Genomic DNA, 18306 nt, shown 5'->3' with positions numbered 1-18306 from the left:
CTCTTCAGGGCATGTCACGCCATGAATATTGGTCTCCACCACTGGCACGACCTGGGACGGCGGGCCGTCTAGGCTGGGCCTCCTACGCGCCCCTCCTCGTATCCCTGGAGCAGTCATCCGCTCCCTCGCCTCCCGGCTCCACCGCCTCCCCCCGTCCTGCGGCCCGGTCCGCCTCGTCGGGGTCGACGGGCACGCCGGTTCCGGAAAGAGCACCTTCGCCGGGCAGTTGGCCGAGGCGCTGGGCGGGGCGCCGGTGCTGCACCTCGACGACATCGCGAGCCACGACGAGCTGTTCGCGTGGGACGAGCGACTGCTGACCCAGGTGATCGAACCGCTCAGCCGCGGCGAGGCCGGTCACTACGCTCCCTATGACTGGCGCGAGCGCCGATTCGACCCGCCCCGCGCCCTGCCCCAGGCTCCCGTGATCCTGCTCGAAGGGGTCGGCGCCGGCCGGCGCGCACTGCGCCCGTATCTGGCGCTCCTGCTGTGGATGGAGTTGCCGCGGGAGGAGTCCTGGGCGCGCGGGCGTTCACGCGACGGAGAGGAACAGCGGGAGTTCTGGGCCGGGTGGGTCCGCGCGGAACGCCGGCACTTCGCCGAGGACCCCTCGAAACCGTACGCGGATCTCCTGGTGCGGCAGTTGACAAAGGGATACCAGGTGCTGAGGGGACCTTCCGGGATTATTGGACCGGACCAGGATGTCACCCACGGTGACGGACCGCCCGCATTGTGCTGAACTTGTGAAGAGTCTTGCGCGTGAACTTCCAGGAGCGCTTCAACTCGGCTTGACCGGGGGCCCGTACAGGACTTACGTTCTCAATGTGCGGCATAGGAAGCCGCCCACACACGCGAAGCCCCCGGTTGTTCCCCCGTGATCGGGGGCTTCGTTCTGCCCTCTCCCCGTCCTGCGAGCGCCGAGCGGCACTTTCCGCTCACCCTCGGTCACCGGCAGCGGGGCGGCTCATCTGCTCCCACCTCGCCAAACGGCGTGTGCGGCACCCTTCGGCGGGCGACACCCCGCAGGTACGATGCCCTCGGTGCGACCTACGGACAGCTGCTTCGCGCACCTTGCAACTCCGGTCCGCGGCACAGCGGTTCGACCAAGGCAGCCGGCGGGCGACGGTCCGGCGGCATACCGACGGGGGCACGGTTTGTGGGGGACGTGATGGATTTCGGCACGCAGGGCCCCGAGGCCCCGGCCGACCTCGCCTGGCTGCGAGGTGTGGATGCCTACACGATGGGCGCCTATCCGCAGGCGGAGGAGGAGTTCCGCACCGCGGTGCGGATCGATCCCGGGATGGCCGACGGGTGGCTCGGCCTGCACGCGCTGCGCGTGGACACCACGACCGCGCTGCTCAGGATGTTCCGGCACCGGGACCGCTTCGGGGAGCAGCGCGCCCGGCACCGGCGCACCCTGAACTCCTGGTACTGGCTGGGCTGGTGGGTGCAGCCGGTCCTCGAGAGCTCCCGCGACCTGCTGCTGGCGCACGCCTCGCACTGGCTGGACGGCCGCCACGTCCCGGAGCTGGACCGGGCGCTGGCGGGCCTCCCGCCCGTGGACACCGACCACCAGGTCCGCTTCCTGCACGCCTGCCGCGCCTACCTCGTCAAGGACTGGGAGCAGCTGGTCCGGCACACCGACCCGCTCCTCGACGATCCGCTGCTCGGCATCGAGGCCGGTCTGTTCGGCGGGATGGCCCGCGTCCGCCTGGAGATGTACGGCCAGGCAGAACCGCTGCTGTCCGCGGCCCTGATGCGCTGCCGCAGCGAGCAGCCGCAGCGCAAGGAGCTGCGGTACTGGCTGGCGCGGGCCCACGAGGGCACCGGCCGCTCGGCGGCGGCGCTCCCCCTCTACCGGGCGGTGCACCGCGTCGACCCGGCGTTCATGGACACCTCCGCCCGGCTCGCGGCGATCGCCGAGGGCGACGGGTACGACGACCCTGCCGACCTCGCGGCGATCACGCTCACCGGGATCGGGCAGGACAGCATGGACGGTCCGGACGGGCTGGACCCGCTCTTCGGTACCGAGGGCCGCGACCTGCGGCTCACCGACCCCGACCTGCCGCCCGTCGGCCCGCTGCCGTCGGTCGTCGACCCGGCGGTGCGCGAGAAGTCCGCCGTCCCCTCGTCGGCGCTGCCCGCCGGTCCGACCGATCCCGCCCTGCTGGAGGAGGCGCTCGCCGAGCTCGAGCGCATGGTGGGCCTGGAGCCTGTGAAGCGCCAGGTCAAGGCGTTGTCGGCGCAGTTGAACATGGCGCGGCTGCGGGCCGGGCAGGGTCTGCCGGTGCAGCCGCCCAAACGGCACTTCGTCTTCTCCGGCCCCTCCGGCACCGGCAAGACGACGGTGGCCCGCATCCTCGGCCGGGTCTTCTATGCGCTCGGTCTGCTCGGCGGCGACCACCTGGTGGAGGCACAGCGGGCCGACCTGGTGGGTGAGTACCTGGGCCAGACGGCGGTCAAGGCCAACGAGCTGATCGACTCCGCTCTGGGCGGCGTGCTGTTCGTCGACGAGGCGTACTCGCTCTCCAACTCCGGGTACGGGAAGGGGGACGCGTACGGGGACGAGGCGCTGCAGGTACTGCTGAAGCGGGCGGAGGACAACCGGGACCACCTCGTGGTGATCCTCGCCGGCTATCCCGAGGGCATGGACCGCCTGCTCACCGCAAACCCCGGACTGTCGTCGCGCTTCACGACCCGGGTCGACTTTCCCTCGTACCGTCCTCTCGAGCTGACGTCCATCGGCGAGGTGCTCGCCGCGGAGAACGGTGACGTGTGGGACGAGGAGGCACTGGACGAGCTGCGGTCGATCGCGGGCCATGTCGTCGATCAGGGATGGATCGACGAGTTGGGGAACGGGCGGTTCCTGCGGACGCTGTACGAGAAGAGCTGTGCGTATCGGGATCTGCGGTTGTCGACTTATCCGGGCGTGTTGTCGCGGGACGATTTGTCGACATTGCGGCTGCCGGACCTGATGCAGGCGTATGGGGAAGTGCTGTCGGGGCGGGGGCCGCAGGATCCGTCGGCGATGTAGCCGGCGCGGGGCAGCACCCCGCCGGTGCGGGCGAGCGGCACTCACCCGCCCGCACCGGCGCCGGCGGCCATCTCAGCTCGCCAGCACTCCCTCCGGCTCCCCGCTCACGCGCGGCTCCGTCAGCTTGATCTTGGGTGTCTCCCGGTGTGCCGGATCCCGTACCTCGCCGACCAGCAGCTCCAGTACGTCCTCCAGCGCGACGAGCCCCAGCACCTTCCCGGACGCGTCCGCCACCTGCGCCAAGTGCGTCGCCGCCCGTCGCATCACCGTCAACGCGTCGTCGAGCGGCAGCTCGGACCTCAGCGTCGTCATGGGCCGCCAGAGCTGCTGAGGAACCGCCCGTTGGGAGTCCTCCAGGTCGAGTACGTCCTTCACGTGCAGGTAGCCCATGAAGGCACCCTTCTCCGCAGCGACGGGAAAGCGGGAGTACCCGGTGCGGGCGGTGAGCTCGACGATCCGGCCGGGGGTGACCGACGGAGGGACGGTCACCAGGGACTCGCGCCGCAGCAACACGTCCGTCACCGGGCGCGAGCCCAGTTCCAGGGCGTCCTCCAGGCGTTCCTGTTCCTCGGGGTCGAGCAGTCCCGCCTGGCCGGAGTCCTCCACCAGCCGGTTCAGCTGTTCACTCGTGAACACCGCCTCGACCTCGTCCTTGGGCTCGACGCGGAAGAGCCGCAGGACGGCCCGGGCGCAGGCGCCGAGGGCCACGGTGATCGGCCTGCACAGGCGGGCGAAGGCGACGAGGCCGGGGCTGAGCCAGAGCGCGGCCTTCTCCGGAGCCGCCATCGCGAGGTTCTTCGGCACCATCTCGCCGATCACCAGGTGGAAGAAGACCACGGCCGCGAGCGCGATCACATAGCCGAGGGGGTGGATCATCCCCTCCGGGAGGTGCATCCACTCGAACACCGGCTCCAGCAGATGCGCCACCGTCGGCTCGGCCACCGCACCCAGCGTCAGCGAGCAGACGGTGATGCCGAACTGGGCCGCCGCCATCATCTGCGGCAGCCGCTCGAGGCCGTAGAGGACCTGCCGGGCACGCGCCGTGCCCAGCGGCTCGATCTGGCTGCGCCGCACGGAGACGAGCGCGAACTCGGCGCCGACGAAGAAGCCGTTGGCGAGCACGAGCAGCGCGGCGAAGAGGAGTTGGACCAGGCTCATCGGGCGGCCTCCACAACGGTCCCCGTCCTGACCAGCCGAACCCTTTCGGCGCGGTAGTGACCGACCCGGCGGACCGTCAGCCGCCAGCCCGGGAGTTCGGCCTTGTCGCCGGCGGCGGGGATACGGCCGAGCAGGTCGGCGACCAGGCCGGCGACGGTCTCGTACGGTCCTTCGGGCACGTCGAGGCCTATGCGCCGCAGGATGTCGACGCGGCAGCTGCCGTCGGCGTCCCAGGCGGGCCGGCCGTCCTCCGGAGGGGCGGCGGCGAGTTCGGGCACGTCCTGGCCGTCGTGTTCGTCGCGGACCTCGCCGACGATCTCCTCGACGATGTCCTCCAGGGTCACGACGCCCGCCGTACCGCCGTACTCGTCGACGACGACCGCGATGGGCTGCTCGCTGCGCAGCCGGGCGAGGAGGGGCTGGACGGGGAGCGTCTCGGGGACGAGCAGCGCCGGGCGGGCGATGCGGCCGACGGGGGTGCGCAGCCGTTCGTGCACCGGGACGGCCAGGGCGTCCTTGAGATGGACCATGCCGGCGATCTCGTCGATCCTCTCCCGGTAGACGGGGAAGCGCGACAGGCCGGTGGCGCGGGTCAGGTTGACCACGTCCTCGGCGGTCGCCGACGACTGCAGCGCGCTGACCTTCACGCGCGGGGTCATGACGTGCTGCGCGGTCAGGTCACCCAGGGACAGTGTCCGTACGAACAGATCCGCCGTGTCCTGCTCCAGGGTGCCCGCCTGGGCCGAGTGCCGGGCCAGCGAGACGAGTTCGCCGGGGGTGCGGGCGGAGGCCAGCTCCTCGGCGGGCTCGACGCCCATCGCACGGACGAGGCGGTTGGCGACCGCGTTCAGGCCGGCGATGACCGGGCGGAACAGGCGCGCGAAGGCGTGCTGCGGGCCCGCGACGAAGCGCGCGACCTGCATCGGCTTCGACACCGCCCAGTTCTTGGGCACGAGTTCGCCGATCACCATCTGCACGGCGGAGGCCAGCAGCATGCCGACGACCACGGTCACTCCGGACACCGCGCCCTCGGGTATGCCGACGGCCGTGAACGGGCCGTGCAGCAGCTCCGCGAGGGCCGGTTCGGCGAGCATGCCGACGACGAGGGAGGTGATGGTGATGCCGAGCTGGGTGCCGGAGAGCTGGAAGGACAGCTCCTTGAGCGACTCGGCGACCCTACGGGCACGTCGGTCGCCCTCGGCGGCGGCCTTCTCGGCGTCCGTCGCCTCGACCGTGACCAGACCGAACTCGGCGGCCACGAAGAAGCCGTTGGCGAGGATCAGCAGGAACGCAGCTCCGAGGAGCAGCAACGGGGTGGTCATGATGCCGCCGCCTCCGCATGCACGCGGAGGGGGTCCGCGCTATGTCGGGAGGGGGCGGCGCAGGTACTACAGGACGATCCGTCCATCGCCGGAGAGGGTCACTCCTCGGGTAGCAGGAACCCCTGTGCGCCGGGCACGGCACAGCAGGGGCGGAGGCGCAGGGCAAAGTCCTCCGCCAACAGATTAATCAAGACACCCGCCACTGCGGCAGGGTGGACGGCCCCGAGTCAGCCCTGATGTTGCTCGGGGTCCCTGATGGAGCGGGCCTCGGCGAGTGCCCGCAGCGTGCGCGCGTCCTCGATCGCCCGCTGCTTGGCGATGCCCGGCTGGATGCCGAGGGCGGGCAGGCTGGTGCCGTCGCTGAGGTCGAGGAACACCCAGGGGTCGCCGGGCCGCAGGTTCACCCGGAGGATTTCGGCCCAGTCCAGGCGCCGCCTGCCGGCGATGTTGACCACGGTGACGCCGGACTCGTCGGCGACGACCTTCACCCGGGCGATCATCGCGAGCACGCCGAAGATGAGGGCCCCGGTGAGGACGAAACTGAGGCGCTCCCCCGGGCCGAGCTGCTCGAGCAGCATCGCGATCGCGGAGATCACCACGAAGATCGCGACACCGGCCGTGAGCAGGACGGCACGGGTGCGGCCCGGCCGGAAGGTGACGGGAAGAGCAGGCAGCTCGGACATCTGCGCCCCTCAGAGACGGCAGGCGTGGATGGCGGTGGTCAGGATGGCCCGCGCCCCGATGGCGTACAGATCGTCCATGATCCGCTGGGCCTCCTTGGTCGGCACCATGGCACGGACCGCGACCCAGCCCTCGTTGTGCAGCGGGGAGACCGTCGGGCCCTCCAGGCCGGGGGTGATGGCGACGGCCTCTTCGAGGTGCTCGGCGCGGATGTCGTAGTCCATCATCACGTACGTCCGGGCCACCAGGACGCCCTGGAGGCGGCGCAGGAACTGCTGCACCTTGGGCTCCTCGCCGTCCGCGCCGGTACGGCGGATCACGACGGCCTCGGACTTCATGATGGGCTCGCCGATGACCTCCAGGCCCGCGTTGCGCAGGGAGGTGCCGGTCTCGACGACGTCCGCGATGACCTCGGCGACGCCGAGCTCGATGGCGGTCTCGACGGCGCCGTCGAGGTGGACGACGGAGGCGTCGATGCCGTTGTCGGCGAGGTGCTTGGCGACGATGCCCTCGTACGAGGTGGCGACCGTCATGCCGCTCAGGTCCTGAACCCCCTTCGCCGCGCCCGGCTTGGTGGCGTAGCGGAAGGTGGAGCGGGCGAAGCCGAGCGGCAGGATCTCCTCGGCGTTGGCGCCGGAGTCGATCAGGAGGTCGCGGCCGGTGATGCCGATGTCGAGCCGGCCGGAGGAGACGTAGATCGCGATGTCGCGGGGGCGGAGGTAGAAGAACTCGACCTCGTTCTCCGGGTCGACGATCCGCAGTTCCTTGGACTCGCGGCGCTGCTGGTAGCCGGCCTCATGCAGCATCTCCGCCGCAGGGCCGGACAGTGAACCCTTGTTGGGGACGGCGATGCGCAGCATGAGGTCGGCTTCCTTTGCTTCGTTCGTGCTTGGTTCGTACGACGGTGGGTGCTGGGGTACGGCTCAGAGGTGGGCGTAGACGTCGTCGAGGGAGATCCCACGGGCGACCATCATCACCTGGACGTGGTACAGCAGCTGCGAGATCTCCTCGGCTGCCGCCTCCTTGCCCTCGTACTCGGCGGCCATCCAGACCTCGGCGGCCTCCTCGACGACCTTCTTGCCGATGGCATGGACACCCTTGCCGACCAGCTCGGCGGTGCGGGAGGTGGCGGGATCGCCGTGGGCGGCCTTGTGCTGGAGCTCGGTGAAGAGCTCCTCGAACGTCTTCTTGGACATGGTGGCGCCCACTTTACGCGGTGTGCCGGACCACCTAACGCCACGGTTCAGATACTGAGCGGAGGGTGGCCGCGGTGGCCACCGCGGCGGTCACCGCCTCGTGCCCCTTGTCCTCGTTGGAGCCGGGCAGACCGGCCCGGTCCAGGGCCTGCTCCTCGGTGTCGCAGGTGAGGACGCCGAAGCCGACAGGGACGCCGGTCTCGACGGAGACCTGCGTCAGCCCCTGGGTGACGCCCTGGCACACGAAGTCGAAGTGGGGGGTGCCGCCGCGGATGACGACGCCGAGCGCGACGATCGCGTCGTAGCCGCGGCCGGCGAGGACCTTGGCGACCACCGGCAGCTCCCAGCTGCCGGGGACCCTCAGCAGGGTCGGCTCGTCGATGCCCAGATCGTGCAGGGCGCGCAGGGCGCCGTCCACCAGACCGTCCATCACCTTCTCGTGCCACTGCGCCGCGACGACGGCGACCCGCAGGTCGCCCACGTTGCGTACGGACAGTTCCGGTGCACCCTTGCCGCTCACGTTCTCGTGTCTCCTCGGTGATCTCTTACTGGTTGCCGCACGTGGACACGGCGGGCGTGTCCAGCCAGGGCAGGTCGTGCCCCATCCGGTCCCGCTTGGTGCGCAGGTAGCGGAGGTTGTGCTCGCCCGCCTGTACGGGCATCGGCTCGCGCCCGGTGACCTTGAGGCCGTGGCGGACGAGCGCGTCGGTCTTGTCGGGGTTGTTGGTCATCAGGCGCACGCTGCGCACGCCGAGGTCCTCGAGGATCTGTGCTCCGGCGCCGTAGTCGCGGGCGTCGGCGGGCAGGCCGAGTTCGAGGTTGGCGTCGAGGGTGTCGCGGCCGAGTTCCTGCAGCTCGTACGCGCGCAGCTTGGACAGCAGGCCGATGCCGCGTCCCTCGTGGCCGCGCAGGTAGACGACCACGCCCCTGCCCTCGGCCTGGATGCGCTGCAGGGAGGCTTCGAGCTGGGGCCCGCAGTCGCAGCGCAGTGAGGCGAAGATGTCGCCGGTGAGGCACTCGGAGTGGACGCGGACCAGGACGTCCTCGCCGGCGCCGATCTCTCCGTGCACCAGGGCGACGTGCTCCACGCCGTCGGCGGTGGAGCGGTAGCCGTACGCCGTGAAGGTGCCGTGCGCGGTGGGCAGCCGGGTCTCGGCCTCGCGGCGGACGGTGGGCTCGGAGGTGCGGCGGTAGGTGATCAGGTCCTCTATGGAGATGATCGTCAGGCCGTGCTTGCGGGCGAACGGGATCAGCTCGGGCAGGCGCAGCATGCGGCCGTCCTCGCCGGCGATCTCGACGATGGCGCCGGCTGGGCGCAGGCCCGCGAGGCGGGCGAGGTCGACGGCGGCCTCGGTGTGGCCGTTGCGCACGAGCACGCCGCCGGGCTTGGCCCGCAGCGGGAAGATGTGGCCCGGGCGGACGAAGTCCGTGGGCTCGCAGTCACCGCTCGCGAGCATCCGAAGCGTGGTGGCACGGTCGGAGGCCGAGATGCCGGTGGTCACCCCGTGAGCGGCGGACGCGTCCACGGAGACGGTGAACGCCGTCTTCATCGACTCGGTGTTGTCGTCCACCATCTGCGGGAGCTTCAGCCGGTCCAGCTCCTCGCCCTCCATGGGGGCGCAGATCAGGCCGCGGCACTCGCTCATCATGAAGGCGACGATCTCGGGGGTCACCTTCTCGGCGGCGATGACGAGGTCGCCCTCGTTCTCGCGGTCCTCGTCGTCGACGACCACGATCGGGCGGCCGGCCGCGATGTCGGCGATGGCCTGCTCGATCGGGTCGAGGGCGAAGTCCTCGAAGCCGTCGGTGCTGTACAGGATCGGTGCCGCGGTCATGCCGGCGCTCCTTCCAGAGCGGGCTGCGCGGTCCTGCGGGAGCGCAGCCACCAGTCGCGCATGCCCCACAGGACCAGCGCGCCGTAGATGATGTAGACGAATCCGGAGAAGGCGTAGCCGTTGGCGAAGTTCAGCGGCACGCCCACGAGGTCGACGAGGAGCCAGGCGAACCAGAACTCGACCATGCCGCGGGCCTGGGCGTACATGGCGACGATGGTGCCCACGAAGATGTAGGCGTCCGGCCAGGGGTCCCAGGACAGGGACGGGTAGGCCTTGAAGAGCAGGGCCACCCCGACCGTGCCGGCTGCGGCGGCGGCGATCATGGCCGCCCGCTCTCGCCAGGTGGCGAAGCGCGGGACGATGTGGCCGTCCTCGGACTGGTTCTGGCCGCGGCTCCACTGCCACCAGCCGTACAGGGCGACGGCCATGACGACGGCCTGCTTGCCCGCGCTGCCGGTCAGGTGACCGAAGAAGGCTCCGAAGAGGACGAGGCCGGAGAGGAACTGCACCGGCCAGCTCAGCAGGGAGCGCCGCCAGCCCAGGGCGAGGGCGATCAGACCGAGGACGTTGCCGATCATGTCCGACCAGAGGATGTGCTGGTCGAACAGGACGAACGCCTCGGAGTTCAGCCGGTTCACCGACCCGCCCCCTGACCGGCGGCCATCAGTCGCTCGACGTACTTGGCGACGATGTCCACCTCGAGGTTGACCGGGTCGCCGGCCTGCTTGAGGCCGAGCGTGGTCAGGGCGAGGGTGGTGGGGATGAGGCTGACGGTGAAGTAGTCCGGGCCGGCGTCGACGACGGTGAGGCTGATGCCGTCGACCGTGACGGAGCCCTTCTCGACCACGTACCGGGCGAGGTCCGCGGGGAGGGAGACCTTCACGATCTCCCAGTTCTCGGAGGGCTTGCGCTCCAGTACCCGGCCGGTGCCGTCGACATGGCCCTGCACGATGTGCCCGCCGAGGCGTGCGCCCACGGCGGTGGGCCGCTCGAGGTTGACGCGGGAGCCGACGGTGAGGGCGCCGAGGCTGGAGCGGTGGAGGGTCTCCGCCATGACGTCGGCGGTGAACTCGTCGCCCTCGTGGTCGACGACGGTGAGACAGACCCCGTTCACGGCGATGGAGTCGCCGTGCTTCGCGCCGTCGGTCACGACGGGGCCGCGCAGCCGGAAGCGGGAGGCGTCGCCGAGGTTCTCGACGGCGGTGACCTCACCCAGCTCTTCGACGATTCCGGTGAACACTTCCCGGGTCCTCCTGCCTCATTCGGGCACGGACTCCGGGGCCTGTCGATGACGACAGAGAACACGGGCAGGGACACCGGAAGCGACGCCGGACGGTGCTCGCCCCATGGACGAACCGGTCGGCGGCGCGCACGCATGCCCGCCCGCCGCGCACTGCCTCCCATCCGGACTTTAACCGTCGGTCCAGGAATTTCACCTGGTCAACCGGCCGCTGGAAGCGACCGGGTCGCGGACTGTAACCGCCGGTTCGGACTTTCACCGACCCCGGAGTGCGCTGCTATTGGTACAGAGCCAGTGTGCCACGCCTGATCGCGGTCCATACGGGCGAACGGTGTGGGGTGGCTCACAGGCCATGTCGCTGGACTTCTCGGGCGGTCGACACGGAGCCAACTACCGGGCCGGCGACCCCGCTTGAGATTGGTCCATACCTATTGACGATTTGGTCTAGTCCTTTCTAGGGTCGGTCGCAATCTCCCTGGAGCGCCAAGGACCAGTCGCGGTAGGGGACTTCGCAGCTCCGGCGCAGACCGGCCCGGCGGTGGTGACGACGGCCCTTGCCCGCCGCCGGGCCTCCCACCTTCCGCCGTCACCCTTCTGGCAGGGTGAACGCATGACGACAGCGATCGCCGACGAGTTCGAGAGCCACCGCCCCCGGCTGTTCGGTCTGGCCTACCGCATGCTCGGCTCCGCCGACGAGGCGGAGGACACGGTCCAGGACGCCTACCTGCGCTTCAGCGGCGCAGTGCGCACGGAGATCGAGCACCCGGGCGCATGGCTCGCCAAGGTCGTCACCAACCTCTGCCTCAACCGGCTGACGTCCGCCCGGGCGCGGCGCGAGCAGTACGTGGGGACCTGGCTGCCGGAGCCCGTCGTCACCTCGGACGGCACGCTCGGCCCGCTGGAGTCGGCCGAGCAGCGCGACGCCGTGTCGATGGCGATGCTGGTCCTGCTGGAGCGGCTCACGCCGACCGAGCGGGCGGTGTACGTGCTGCGGGAGGCGTTCGGGTACGGGCACCGGGAGATCGCCGAGGCTCTGGAACTGAGCGAGGCCAACTGCCGTCAGCTGTACCGGCGGGCGGTGCAGCGGGTGGGTGAGCCGCAGTCCCGTTTCGAACCCACCCCGGAGCGGTGGGAGGAGTTGGTCGCCTCCTTCGTCGCGGCGGCCCGGGACGGCGATCTGGCCGGCCTCGAGAAGCTGCTCGTGGCCGATGTGACCTGGTCGAGCGACGGCGGCGGCAAGGTCAGCGCGGCCCGGCGGCCGGTCGAGGGGCGCGACAAGGTCAGCCGGCTGGTCGCCGGCGGGGCCCAGCGGTTCGCGGCAGGCCTGGTCTACACGTCGATCGAGGTCAACGGCGAGACCGGCCTGGCGGCGTGGGCGGGCGACACGCTCGTCGGGATCGTCGCGTTCGAGGTGCGGGACGGTCTGATCGCGCATGTGCGGGTCGTGGTGAACCCGGACAAGCTGGACTTCGTACGCCGTCAGCTCACGCGGCTGTAGACGCCTGTCACATTTCGCGTGGCCAATCGGTCTCAGCTGGCGTAGGGCGCTCCACCCCGGAGCGCCCGGCCTCGGAAGGGACTGAACGCCATGACGACGATCCTGGTGACCGGCGGCACCGGAACGCTCGGCCGGCTCGTCACCGAGCGGCTGCGCGCGGCCGGGCACGAGGTGCGGGTGCTCAGCCGGCACGCCCAGCCGTACGCCGTGGACTTGCGGGAAGGCGGCATCGGCCTTGACGCGGCGGTCGGGGGCGTGGACACGATCGTGCACTGCGCGAGTTCCCCGCGCGGCGGCGACGAGCAGGCGGCGACGAACCTGATCGCGGCGGCACGGCGGGCGGGTGTGGGCCACCTGGTCTACATCTCCATCGTGGGCGTCGACCGGGTGCCGTTCGGCTACTACCGGTCGAAGCTCGCGGTGGAGAGGCTCGTCGAGGAGTCGGGACTCGGCTGGACCGTGCTGCGCACCACCCAGTTCCACGACCTGCTCGTGCGGGTGCTCCAGGGGCTGGCCAAACCGCCGGTGATGCTGCTGCCGGCCGGCGTACCGGACCAGCCGATCGAGGTGGCCGAGGTCGCGGACCGGTTGGCGCGGCTGGCGGAGGGCGCGCCGGCGGGGCGGGTAGAGGACATGGGCGGGCCCGAGGTGCGGTCGTTCGAGTCGCTGGCCCGGGCGTATCTGAAGGCGACAGGGCGGCGGCGGGTCGTCGTAAACGTGCCGCTGTGGGGCAAGGCGTACCGGGCCTTCCGGACCGGGGGGCATCTGACACCCGAACTGGCCGTCGGCAAGGGGACTTTCGAGGAGCACCTCGACAGGAGGCACGGATGAGCCGGCGCGCCCTGCCGCGGCCGGGCTCGGGCTTCTCGCCAGTGGCGCCGGGTGTCGCTGCTCCCGCCCTGCAACGAGCAGGTGCTGCGGGACCTCGGCGGCTTGTGTCTCGCGCTCGCCGTGATGCTGTGCGTGGCGGTCGCGACGACGGAGCGGCGGCTGGTCCTGACCGCGCTGGTGGCGTATCCGACCGCTTCGGTGCCCCATCCGGTGTTCCACACCCGGCATTCGGAGCCACTCTCGGCCGCGAGCGGGGCGGGTCCGACGGGGTTGCCGGCGGCAGCGGTGGTGCTCCCGGCCCTGCTGCTGTGGCCGGCCTGCGCCCCTGAGCCGGTGCCGGCACCGGCCGACTAACGCTCCGGCGGTGCGAACACCTCGTCCTGAGCCCGGTCCCGCGCGGTCAGCAGCGCGCCGCGCAGGACCGCGCCGCCGCCGAGGACGCCGGCGCGGACCTCGGTGGACAGCGGCGACATCCGGCGCAGCCGCTCCGCCACCCGCGCGGCGAGTTCGGGCCCGCCGGCCTGCCCGACCTCACCGCCGAGGACCACGCACCCGGGATCCAGAACGGCGACGACTGATGCGACCCCTATGGCGAGGCGGTCGGCGAGCGCGTCGAGGAAGCGGGCGTCGGCAGTGGGAGCCGGGCCGCGGGCCGGGCCGGGCCGCCGGCCGGCCGAGGTCTCCCCGGACGGGCTCCCCGCGGCGTCGCCCACCTCACCCCGCACGCGCGCCACCGCCGCCCGCACCAGCTCCGCCGCCACCGGCTCGTGCCCCGCCGTCTCCCCCTCCACCCCGTACTCCCCCGCGAGCCGAGCGATCGCCGCCGACCCCCCGAGGGAGTGGAAACCCCCCTCGCAGTCCGTCGCCGAAGGCACTCCGGACGTGCCCGGTACCGGCAGGAAGCCGATCTCCCCCGTGCCACCGGAGGCGCCGCGGCGGAGGGCGCCGTCGAGGACGACTGCCGCGCCCGTGCCATGGCCCAGCCACAGCAGGACGAAGGTGTCCCGGTCACGGGCGGCACCCTCACGTTGTTCCGCGAGCGCGGAGAGGTTGGTCTCGTTCTCGACGATGACGCGGGCGTCCGGGAGCCGTTCCTGGAGGGCGGCCACGAGCCGGCGGTGCCACTCGGGCAGGCCCGTGGAGTCACGGAGTTCGCCGCTCGCCGGGTCGATCAGGCCGGGTGCCCCGATGCCGACGGTGTGCAGCCGGTCGGCCCCCGCCTCCTTCGCCACCCGCTCGACGAGAGTCACCGCCTGCTCCACCGCGGGACCGGTGCCGGTGTCGCCCCCGATCGGCACCGACGCCTCGGCGAGGACCCGGCCGAGCAGGTCGGACACGACCACGGAGACGCCTTCCGTGCGGACGTCCAGCGCGGCCAGGTGGGCGCGGTCGGCGACGATGCCGTACAGCTTCGCGTTGGGGCCGCGCCGCTGCTCGCCCGACTCCCCGACCACCTCGATCAGACCGCCGGCGGTGAGGCGTTCGACGAGGTCCGCGACCGTCGGCCGGGACAGGCCGGTCAGCTGCTTCAACTGCCCCGCCGTCAGCGGGCCTTCCTGCTGCAGCAGTCGCAGGGCGAGCCGGTCGTTGATGGCCCGGGCGGTGCTCGGGGATGCGGGCATGCCGGAAATCCTTCCAGATCGGCGGGGCCGCACGGCAGTCGGCGGCGGGCGGCTCCGCGCCCGGCGGGCTTAATCGACTATCTATCAGGCAGGGTCCCTGATAGTTTACGGCAGCGCGGCGGGGCCATGCGGCTCCCGCATGGGCAGAGCGGCGCAGAGGGGCGACACCGAGCCGGGAGGGGCCCGAGAATGAGCACAGTGGTCTACGCACCAGCGCAGGTACGGCACGCCCGGTACGCGGTGGCGGCCGTCTTCGCCGTGCACGGCGCCGTCACCGGCTCGTTCGCCACGCGCGTGCCGTGGATCCAGGACCATGCCTCCCTCGGTGCCGGACAGCTCGGCATCGCCCTGGCCTTCACGGCGTTCGGCGCCTCCTGCTCCATGCCGCTGGCCGGCCGGATCACCCACCGCTTCGGCAGCCGAACGACCCTGCGCGGCCTGATCGCGCTGTGGACGCTGTCCCTGGTCCTGCCCTCCTTCGCGACGAACCTGTACACGCTGTGCCTGGCGATGTTCACGTACGGCGCGACCGCCGGCATGGCCGACGTCGCGATGAACGCCCTGGGCGTCGAGGTGGAGCGCCTGCTCGGCAAGTCGATCATGTCCGGTCTGCACGGTATGTGGAGCGCGGGCGCCCTGATCGGCTCGGCCGCCGGCACGCTCGCCGCGCACCTGGGTTCGGACGCGCGTCTGCACTTCGCGCTGGCGGCCGCGACGCTCACTCTGCTCGGCGTCGCAGCCTGCCACTGGGTGCTCGACCTGCGGCCCGCCGAGGACGAGGAGCCGCCGCCGCGGTTCGCGCTGCCGCCCAGGTCCGCGCTGCTGATCGGGGCGGTCGGGTTCTGCGCGGTGTTCGCGGAGGGCGCGAGCCTGGACTGGTCCGCGATCTATCTGCGCGACCAGCTGGAGGCGTCGGCGGGTCTCGCGGCCGCCTGCACGACCGGTTTCATGCTGACCATGGCAGCGGCCCGGATCGTGGGGGACTCGGTGGTCAACCGCTTCGGCGCGGTCCGCACGGTCCGGGCGGGAGGGTTCCTCGCCGCCGCCGGTGGCCTGCTCATCGTCGTCGCGGGCCATCCTGCCGTGGCCATGGCCGGGTTCGCGCTGATGGGGCTGGGCATCGCGGTCGTCGTACCGCTGTGTTTCGCGGCGGCGGGCCACAGCGGCCCGAACCCCAGTCAGGCCATCGCGGGCGTGGCGACGATCACGTACACCTCCGGCCTCATCGCACCGAGCCTGATCGGCGGGGTGGCGCAGGCGACCAGCCTGGTGGTGTCGTTCGGTCTGGTGACGGTGCTGGCGTGCGGGCTCGCGGCGTTCGCGGGCGTCCTGCGCGCGGGCGAGCGGGACCGGCCGAAGGTCAGTCGGCCGAGCGCAGCAGTGCCCGACCCGCGACCCTGAACGCGTCGCTCCACGGAGCAGGCCGCAGGGTCTGCGCGTCCAGCCTGACCAGGACGCGGAGACCCTGCGCGTAGGTGACCGCGCCGTCCGCCGAGCAGAAGCGGAAGCCGTACGTCAGGCCGGTGGTGCCGAGTCGCTCCAGCCAGAGGTGGACGGCGTAGGTGCCGGTCCGGGTGACCGGGGCCTCGTAGGTGATCCGCAGCTCCTTGACCGCGTTGCAGGCGTCCCCGGCCGCGGCCCAGTCCCCCTCGAAACGGATGCCGTACTCCTGCCACAGCCCGGTCCACGCCCGCTCCACCATCAGCGGATAGCGGGCGTTGTGCAGCAGGCCGAGCGCGTCCAGGTCGTCGAAGTGGACGGTGACGGGAACGAGCCGGCCGTACGACAGGGCGGGGGCGAGCGGGGCTTCGGCGGTCACGGGGCGGACTCCTGGGGCGCACGGGACGGGTGTACGGGGCAACCAACCCATCCTAAGCGGACGCTCAGCCCGTCAGCGCGCCAGGTCGTAGGCGTACGAAGGCGTGAACGTGCCGGGAGACCCCTTGCATCCGTCGGACTCCCCCGGCAGCTTCACCCACAGGTAGGCGTCGATGCGCGCCTTCCCGGTGTTCGTCGTGGGCGCAGTGCCGATCTTGCGCCCGTCGGGGTCGCACCACGTTCCGTCGGTGGGCGCGCCGTTGCCGTTGCGGCTGGTGTCGATGACGGCACCCAGCCCCGCGGGACCGCCGAGGGCGTCGAGGACCTGCCGGTCGTAGGCGATCTCGTCGGCCGTGGTGTGGAAGTTGGAGACATTGCTGAAGATGCCGTCGGAGGACGCGGCCGAGGCGGCGCCCGCCTGTTTCAGCCACGCCGCCTGCTTCGCCGGGGGGTTCCAGCCCGAATGCCCGGCGTCGTAGTAGACGCGCGTCCTCGGGTTCGCGGCCTTGAGGACACGGCCGGCGCGGGACAGCGAGGCGAACCGGTCGGCGCGCTGCCCGCCCGTGAGGCACCCGGACTGGGCGATCGAGTCGGGCTCGAGCACGACGATGACCTCACCGGAGCCCAGCCCCGCGGCGAACCGGTCGATCCACGCGTCGTAGGCGTCGAGGTCGGGCGCCCCGCCCTGGGAGGCTCCTCCGCAGTCACGGTCCGGGATCGCGTACGCCACGACGACGGGCACCCGCCCCTGCGCGACGGCGCCCGAGGTCACCGCGCGGACCCGTGAAGTGATCGTCGCCGGCGTGTGGTCGGCGAACCAGACCGCCGCCGGCCGGTCGGCGATGCGGGACTCTATGACGGCGCGACGCGGATCACCGGGGTTGGCGCGGACCCAGTCGAGGACCTGGGACTCGGGGTGGCGGTAGAGGCGGCTGTTCACCGAGGTGGTCTGCCGCTTCGTTCCGGTCCTGCCGGGCGAGGGCGTGGGGCTCTCCCGCAAGGTCTTCGAAGACGAAGGAGAGACGGACACCGACGGCATTACGGAGGGCGACTCCGGGCGCGGAGCGGCGGTCACGTCGGGCCCGGCCTCGTCCGAGCCGTGTCCGTCGTCGAGCGCGGCCACCATCCCCGTCACCGTGCCGACCGCGACGACGACCGAGGCCGCCGCGGCCATGGCGCCGCGCCGGACGGCACGCCTGCGTTCGGCTCTGCGTGCGGCGAGTCGCTGGGCACGTAAGCCTGACACGGTGTGCTTCCCCCTCCCGCGCGGCGGACGCGTTCCCCCGTTCTGGGGAAGCCCCGGGCCCGCCGGCACCCCGGAAAGCCTAGGACTGGGACCCTGCCCACATGGCGCAATTGGAACAGTTCACCACCCCTGTCGACACGGTCGTCTCCCGTATGCGCGCCCTGGACGCGGCCCTGCCCGCCCGGGACGGGGTCGCCGTCTTCAACCGCGTCTACCTCGCCGTCACGGAGGCGGTCGACCGGCACATCGACGCCGGGCGGTTCGCGGACGCGCGGGCCGCGATCACGCTGGACGTGCGGTTCGCGGAGCGCTATCTGGCGGCGGTGGACGCGGCGGCGGTCGGGCGGCGCACACCGGCCTGCTGGCGGCCGCTGTTCCAGATGCGCCGCCATCCCGGCGTACGACCGCTGCAGTTCGCGCTGGCGGGCATCAATGCGCACATCGGCCACGATCTGGCGCTCGCGGTCGTGGACGCCTGTCGTAGCCTCGACTGCGAACCGGCCGACCTGGAAGACGAGTTCGACCGCGTGGGCGAGCTCCTCCTCTCGCTGGAGGAGCGCATCCGCGAGGATCTGATGCCGGGCCCCGACCTCCTGCAGATCGCCGACCCGCTCACCCATCTGCTCGGATCGTGGAGCCTGGAGCGCGCCCGGGACGCCACCTGGACCGCGGCGCGGGCGCTGTGGGCGCTGCGCGGACTGCCCGATGTCGCCGAGGAGTTCACGGACCACCTCGATGCGGCGGTGGGGCTCGCGGGACGCATGCTGCTCACGCCACTACCGGACTGATCCGGGCACTCCTGCGGCCCGAGCGCCCCAACTCTTGTGT

General features: G+C 71.7%; 19 protein-coding genes and 1 riboswitch. Of the genes, 7 read left to right on the top strand and 12 right to left on the bottom strand.

Annotation, left to right across the window (positions count from 1 at the left end; all coding sequences use genetic code 11):
- Positions 1–115 precede the first annotated feature (115 nt).
- Positions 116–736, top strand: a complete 621-nt coding sequence (locus ABZO29_RS37345) for a uridine kinase (protein WP_367326345.1) — start codon at positions 116–118, stop codon at positions 734–736.
- Positions 737–1165: 429 nt separating this feature from the next.
- The gene (locus ABZO29_RS37340; RefSeq protein WP_367324613.1) at positions 1166–3031 is read left to right on the top strand and encodes an AAA family ATPase; all 1866 of its coding nucleotides are present in this window, start codon (positions 1166–1168) and stop codon (positions 3029–3031) included.
- A gap of 72 nt (positions 3032–3103) precedes the next feature.
- On the opposite strand, the gene ABZO29_RS37335 is transcribed toward ABZO29_RS37340, so the two are convergent.
- From ABZO29_RS37335 to ABZO29_RS37295, 9 genes are all read right to left on the bottom strand, one after another.
- Complete coding sequence (locus ABZO29_RS37335) at positions 3104–4189, bottom strand: hemolysin family protein (RefSeq protein ID WP_367324612.1); 1086 nt, start codon at positions 4187–4189, stop codon at positions 3104–3106.
- Positions 4186–5511 carry a hemolysin family protein gene (locus ABZO29_RS37330; protein ID WP_367324611.1) on the bottom strand — a complete coding sequence of 442 codons (1326 nt, stop codon included), beginning with the start codon at positions 5509–5511 and terminating at the stop codon, positions 4186–4188. The genes ABZO29_RS37335 and ABZO29_RS37330 overlap by 4 nt, the downstream gene beginning before the upstream one ends.
- Positions 5512–5738: 227 nt before the next feature.
- Positions 5739–6194 (bottom strand): PH domain-containing protein, encoded by a 456-nt coding sequence (locus ABZO29_RS37325; protein ID WP_367324610.1) that lies wholly within the window; start codon positions 6192–6194, stop codon positions 5739–5741.
- Positions 6195–6203: 9 nt separating this feature from the next.
- On the bottom strand, positions 6204–7052 hold the full coding sequence (hisG, locus tag ABZO29_RS37320) for an ATP phosphoribosyltransferase (protein ID WP_367324609.1): 849 nt from the start codon (positions 7050–7052) through the stop codon (positions 6204–6206).
- A 63-nt stretch (positions 7053–7115) separates the two neighbouring features.
- Positions 7116–7388 (bottom strand): phosphoribosyl-ATP diphosphatase, encoded by a 273-nt coding sequence (locus tag ABZO29_RS37315; RefSeq protein WP_007491392.1) that lies wholly within the window; start codon positions 7386–7388, stop codon positions 7116–7118.
- Between the two features lie 34 nt (positions 7389–7422).
- On the bottom strand, positions 7423–7908 hold the full coding sequence (ribH, locus tag ABZO29_RS37310) for a 6,7-dimethyl-8-ribityllumazine synthase (protein ID WP_367324608.1): 486 nt from the start codon (positions 7906–7908) through the stop codon (positions 7423–7425).
- 25 nt (positions 7909–7933) lie between these two features.
- Positions 7934–9223: a bifunctional 3,4-dihydroxy-2-butanone-4-phosphate synthase/GTP cyclohydrolase II gene (locus ABZO29_RS37305; RefSeq protein WP_367324607.1), complete on the bottom strand. Its 1290-nt coding sequence runs from the start codon at positions 9221–9223 to the stop codon at positions 7934–7936.
- The gene (locus tag ABZO29_RS37300) at positions 9220–9861 is read right to left on the bottom strand and encodes a nicotinamide riboside transporter PnuC (RefSeq protein ID WP_367324606.1); all 642 of its coding nucleotides are present in this window, start codon (positions 9859–9861) and stop codon (positions 9220–9222) included. The genes ABZO29_RS37305 and ABZO29_RS37300 overlap by 4 nt, the downstream gene beginning before the upstream one ends.
- Positions 9858–10463 carry a riboflavin synthase gene (locus ABZO29_RS37295; protein ID WP_367324605.1) on the bottom strand — a complete coding sequence of 202 codons (606 nt, stop codon included), beginning with the start codon at positions 10461–10463 and terminating at the stop codon, positions 9858–9860. Before ABZO29_RS37295 ends, ABZO29_RS37300 begins: the two co-directional genes overlap by 4 nt.
- A 146-nt stretch (positions 10464–10609) precedes the next feature.
- Positions 10610–10740: riboswitch (FMN riboswitch) on the bottom strand.
- A 333-nt stretch (positions 10741–11073) separates the two neighbouring features.
- Here ABZO29_RS37295 and ABZO29_RS37290 point away from each other — a divergent pair.
- The 3 genes from ABZO29_RS37290 to ABZO29_RS37280 all read left to right on the top strand — a co-directional run bounded on the left by ABZO29_RS37290 (position 11074) and on the right by ABZO29_RS37280 (position 13146).
- Positions 11074–11961: an RNA polymerase sigma-70 factor gene (locus tag ABZO29_RS37290; RefSeq protein ID WP_367324604.1), complete on the top strand. Its 888-nt coding sequence runs from the start codon at positions 11074–11076 to the stop codon at positions 11959–11961.
- Between the two features lie 90 nt (positions 11962–12051).
- Complete coding sequence (locus ABZO29_RS37285) at positions 12052–12792, top strand: SDR family oxidoreductase (protein WP_367324603.1); 741 nt, start codon at positions 12052–12054, stop codon at positions 12790–12792.
- Between the two features lie 51 nt (positions 12793–12843).
- Positions 12844–13146 (top strand): hypothetical protein, encoded by a 303-nt coding sequence (locus tag ABZO29_RS37280; protein ID WP_367324602.1) that lies wholly within the window; start codon positions 12844–12846, stop codon positions 13144–13146.
- Here ABZO29_RS37280 and ABZO29_RS37275 read toward each other — a convergent pair.
- Positions 13143–14414 carry an ROK family transcriptional regulator gene (locus ABZO29_RS37275; protein ID WP_367324601.1) on the bottom strand — a complete coding sequence of 424 codons (1272 nt, stop codon included), beginning with the start codon at positions 14412–14414 and terminating at the stop codon, positions 13143–13145. The two genes, ABZO29_RS37280 and ABZO29_RS37275, sit on opposite strands and share 4 nt — an antisense overlap.
- A gap of 189 nt (positions 14415–14603) precedes the next feature.
- On the opposite strand from ABZO29_RS37275, the gene ABZO29_RS37270 reads away from it, so the two are divergent.
- Positions 14604–15815 carry an MFS transporter gene (locus ABZO29_RS37270; RefSeq protein ID WP_367324600.1) on the top strand — a complete coding sequence of 404 codons (1212 nt, stop codon included), beginning with the start codon at positions 14604–14606 and terminating at the stop codon, positions 15813–15815.
- On the opposite strand, the gene ABZO29_RS37265 is transcribed toward ABZO29_RS37270, so the two are convergent.
- Together ABZO29_RS37265 and ABZO29_RS37260 are read right to left on the bottom strand one after the other, a co-directional pair.
- Positions 15775–16233 (bottom strand): acyl-CoA thioesterase, encoded by a 459-nt coding sequence (locus tag ABZO29_RS37265; RefSeq protein WP_367324599.1) that lies wholly within the window; start codon positions 16231–16233, stop codon positions 15775–15777. The genes ABZO29_RS37270 and ABZO29_RS37265 overlap by 41 nt on opposite strands.
- 72 nt (positions 16234–16305) lie before the next feature.
- Positions 16306–17406, bottom strand: coding sequence for a glycoside hydrolase family 6 protein (locus tag ABZO29_RS37260; protein WP_367326344.1), 1101 nt, complete (start codon positions 17404–17406; stop codon positions 16306–16308).
- A gap of 173 nt (positions 17407–17579) precedes the next feature.
- Here ABZO29_RS37260 and ABZO29_RS37255 point away from each other — a divergent pair, with 173 nt between their 5' ends.
- The gene (locus tag ABZO29_RS37255; protein ID WP_367324598.1) at positions 17580–18266 is read left to right on the top strand and encodes a DUF5995 family protein; all 687 of its coding nucleotides are present in this window, start codon (positions 17580–17582) and stop codon (positions 18264–18266) included.
- Positions 18267–18306: the final 40 nt, after the last annotated feature.

This window comes from Streptomyces sp. HUAS ZL42, from assembly GCF_040782645.1.
Taxonomy (GTDB): domain Bacteria; phylum Actinomycetota; class Actinomycetes; order Streptomycetales; family Streptomycetaceae; genus Streptomyces.
The sequence above is the reverse complement of the archived record's forward strand: the minus strand, read 5'-3'. Positions and strand labels throughout refer to the sequence as shown.

Bases quoted from the DNA above. Each gene is read 5' to 3' on its own strand.
- ABZO29_RS37340 (WP_367324613.1), top strand. From the start codon at position 1,166: ATGGATTTCGGCACGCAGGGCCCCGAGGCCCCGGCCGACCTCGCCTGG.
- ABZO29_RS37335 (WP_367324612.1), bottom strand. From the start codon at position 4,189: ATGAGCCTGGTCCAACTCCTCTTCGCCGCGCTGCTCGTGCTCGCCAAC.
- ABZO29_RS37330 (WP_367324611.1), bottom strand. From the start codon at position 5,511: ATGACCACCCCGTTGCTGCTCCTCGGAGCTGCGTTCCTGCTGATCCTC.
- ABZO29_RS37325 (WP_367324610.1), bottom strand. From the start codon at position 6,194: ATGTCCGAGCTGCCTGCTCTTCCCGTCACCTTCCGGCCGGGCCGCACC.
- hisG (WP_367324609.1), bottom strand. From the start codon at position 7,052: ATGCTGCGCATCGCCGTCCCCAACAAGGGTTCACTGTCCGGCCCTGCG.
- ABZO29_RS37315 (WP_007491392.1), bottom strand. From the start codon at position 7,388: ATGTCCAAGAAGACGTTCGAGGAGCTCTTCACCGAGCTCCAGCACAAG.
- ABZO29_RS37305 (WP_367324607.1), bottom strand. From the start codon at position 9,223: ATGACCGCGGCACCGATCCTGTACAGCACCGACGGCTTCGAGGACTTC.
- ABZO29_RS37290 (WP_367324604.1), top strand. From the start codon at position 11,074: ATGACGACAGCGATCGCCGACGAGTTCGAGAGCCACCGCCCCCGGCTG.
- ABZO29_RS37285 (WP_367324603.1), top strand. From the start codon at position 12,052: ATGACGACGATCCTGGTGACCGGCGGCACCGGAACGCTCGGCCGGCTC.
- ABZO29_RS37275 (WP_367324601.1), bottom strand. From the start codon at position 14,414: ATGCCCGCATCCCCGAGCACCGCCCGGGCCATCAACGACCGGCTCGCC.
- ABZO29_RS37270 (WP_367324600.1), top strand. From the start codon at position 14,604: ATGAGCACAGTGGTCTACGCACCAGCGCAGGTACGGCACGCCCGGTAC.
- ABZO29_RS37260 (WP_367326344.1), bottom strand. From the start codon at position 17,406: ATGGCCGCGGCGGCCTCGGTCGTCGTCGCGGTCGGCACGGTGACGGGG.
- ABZO29_RS37255 (WP_367324598.1), top strand. From the start codon at position 17,580: ATGGCGCAATTGGAACAGTTCACCACCCCTGTCGACACGGTCGTCTCC.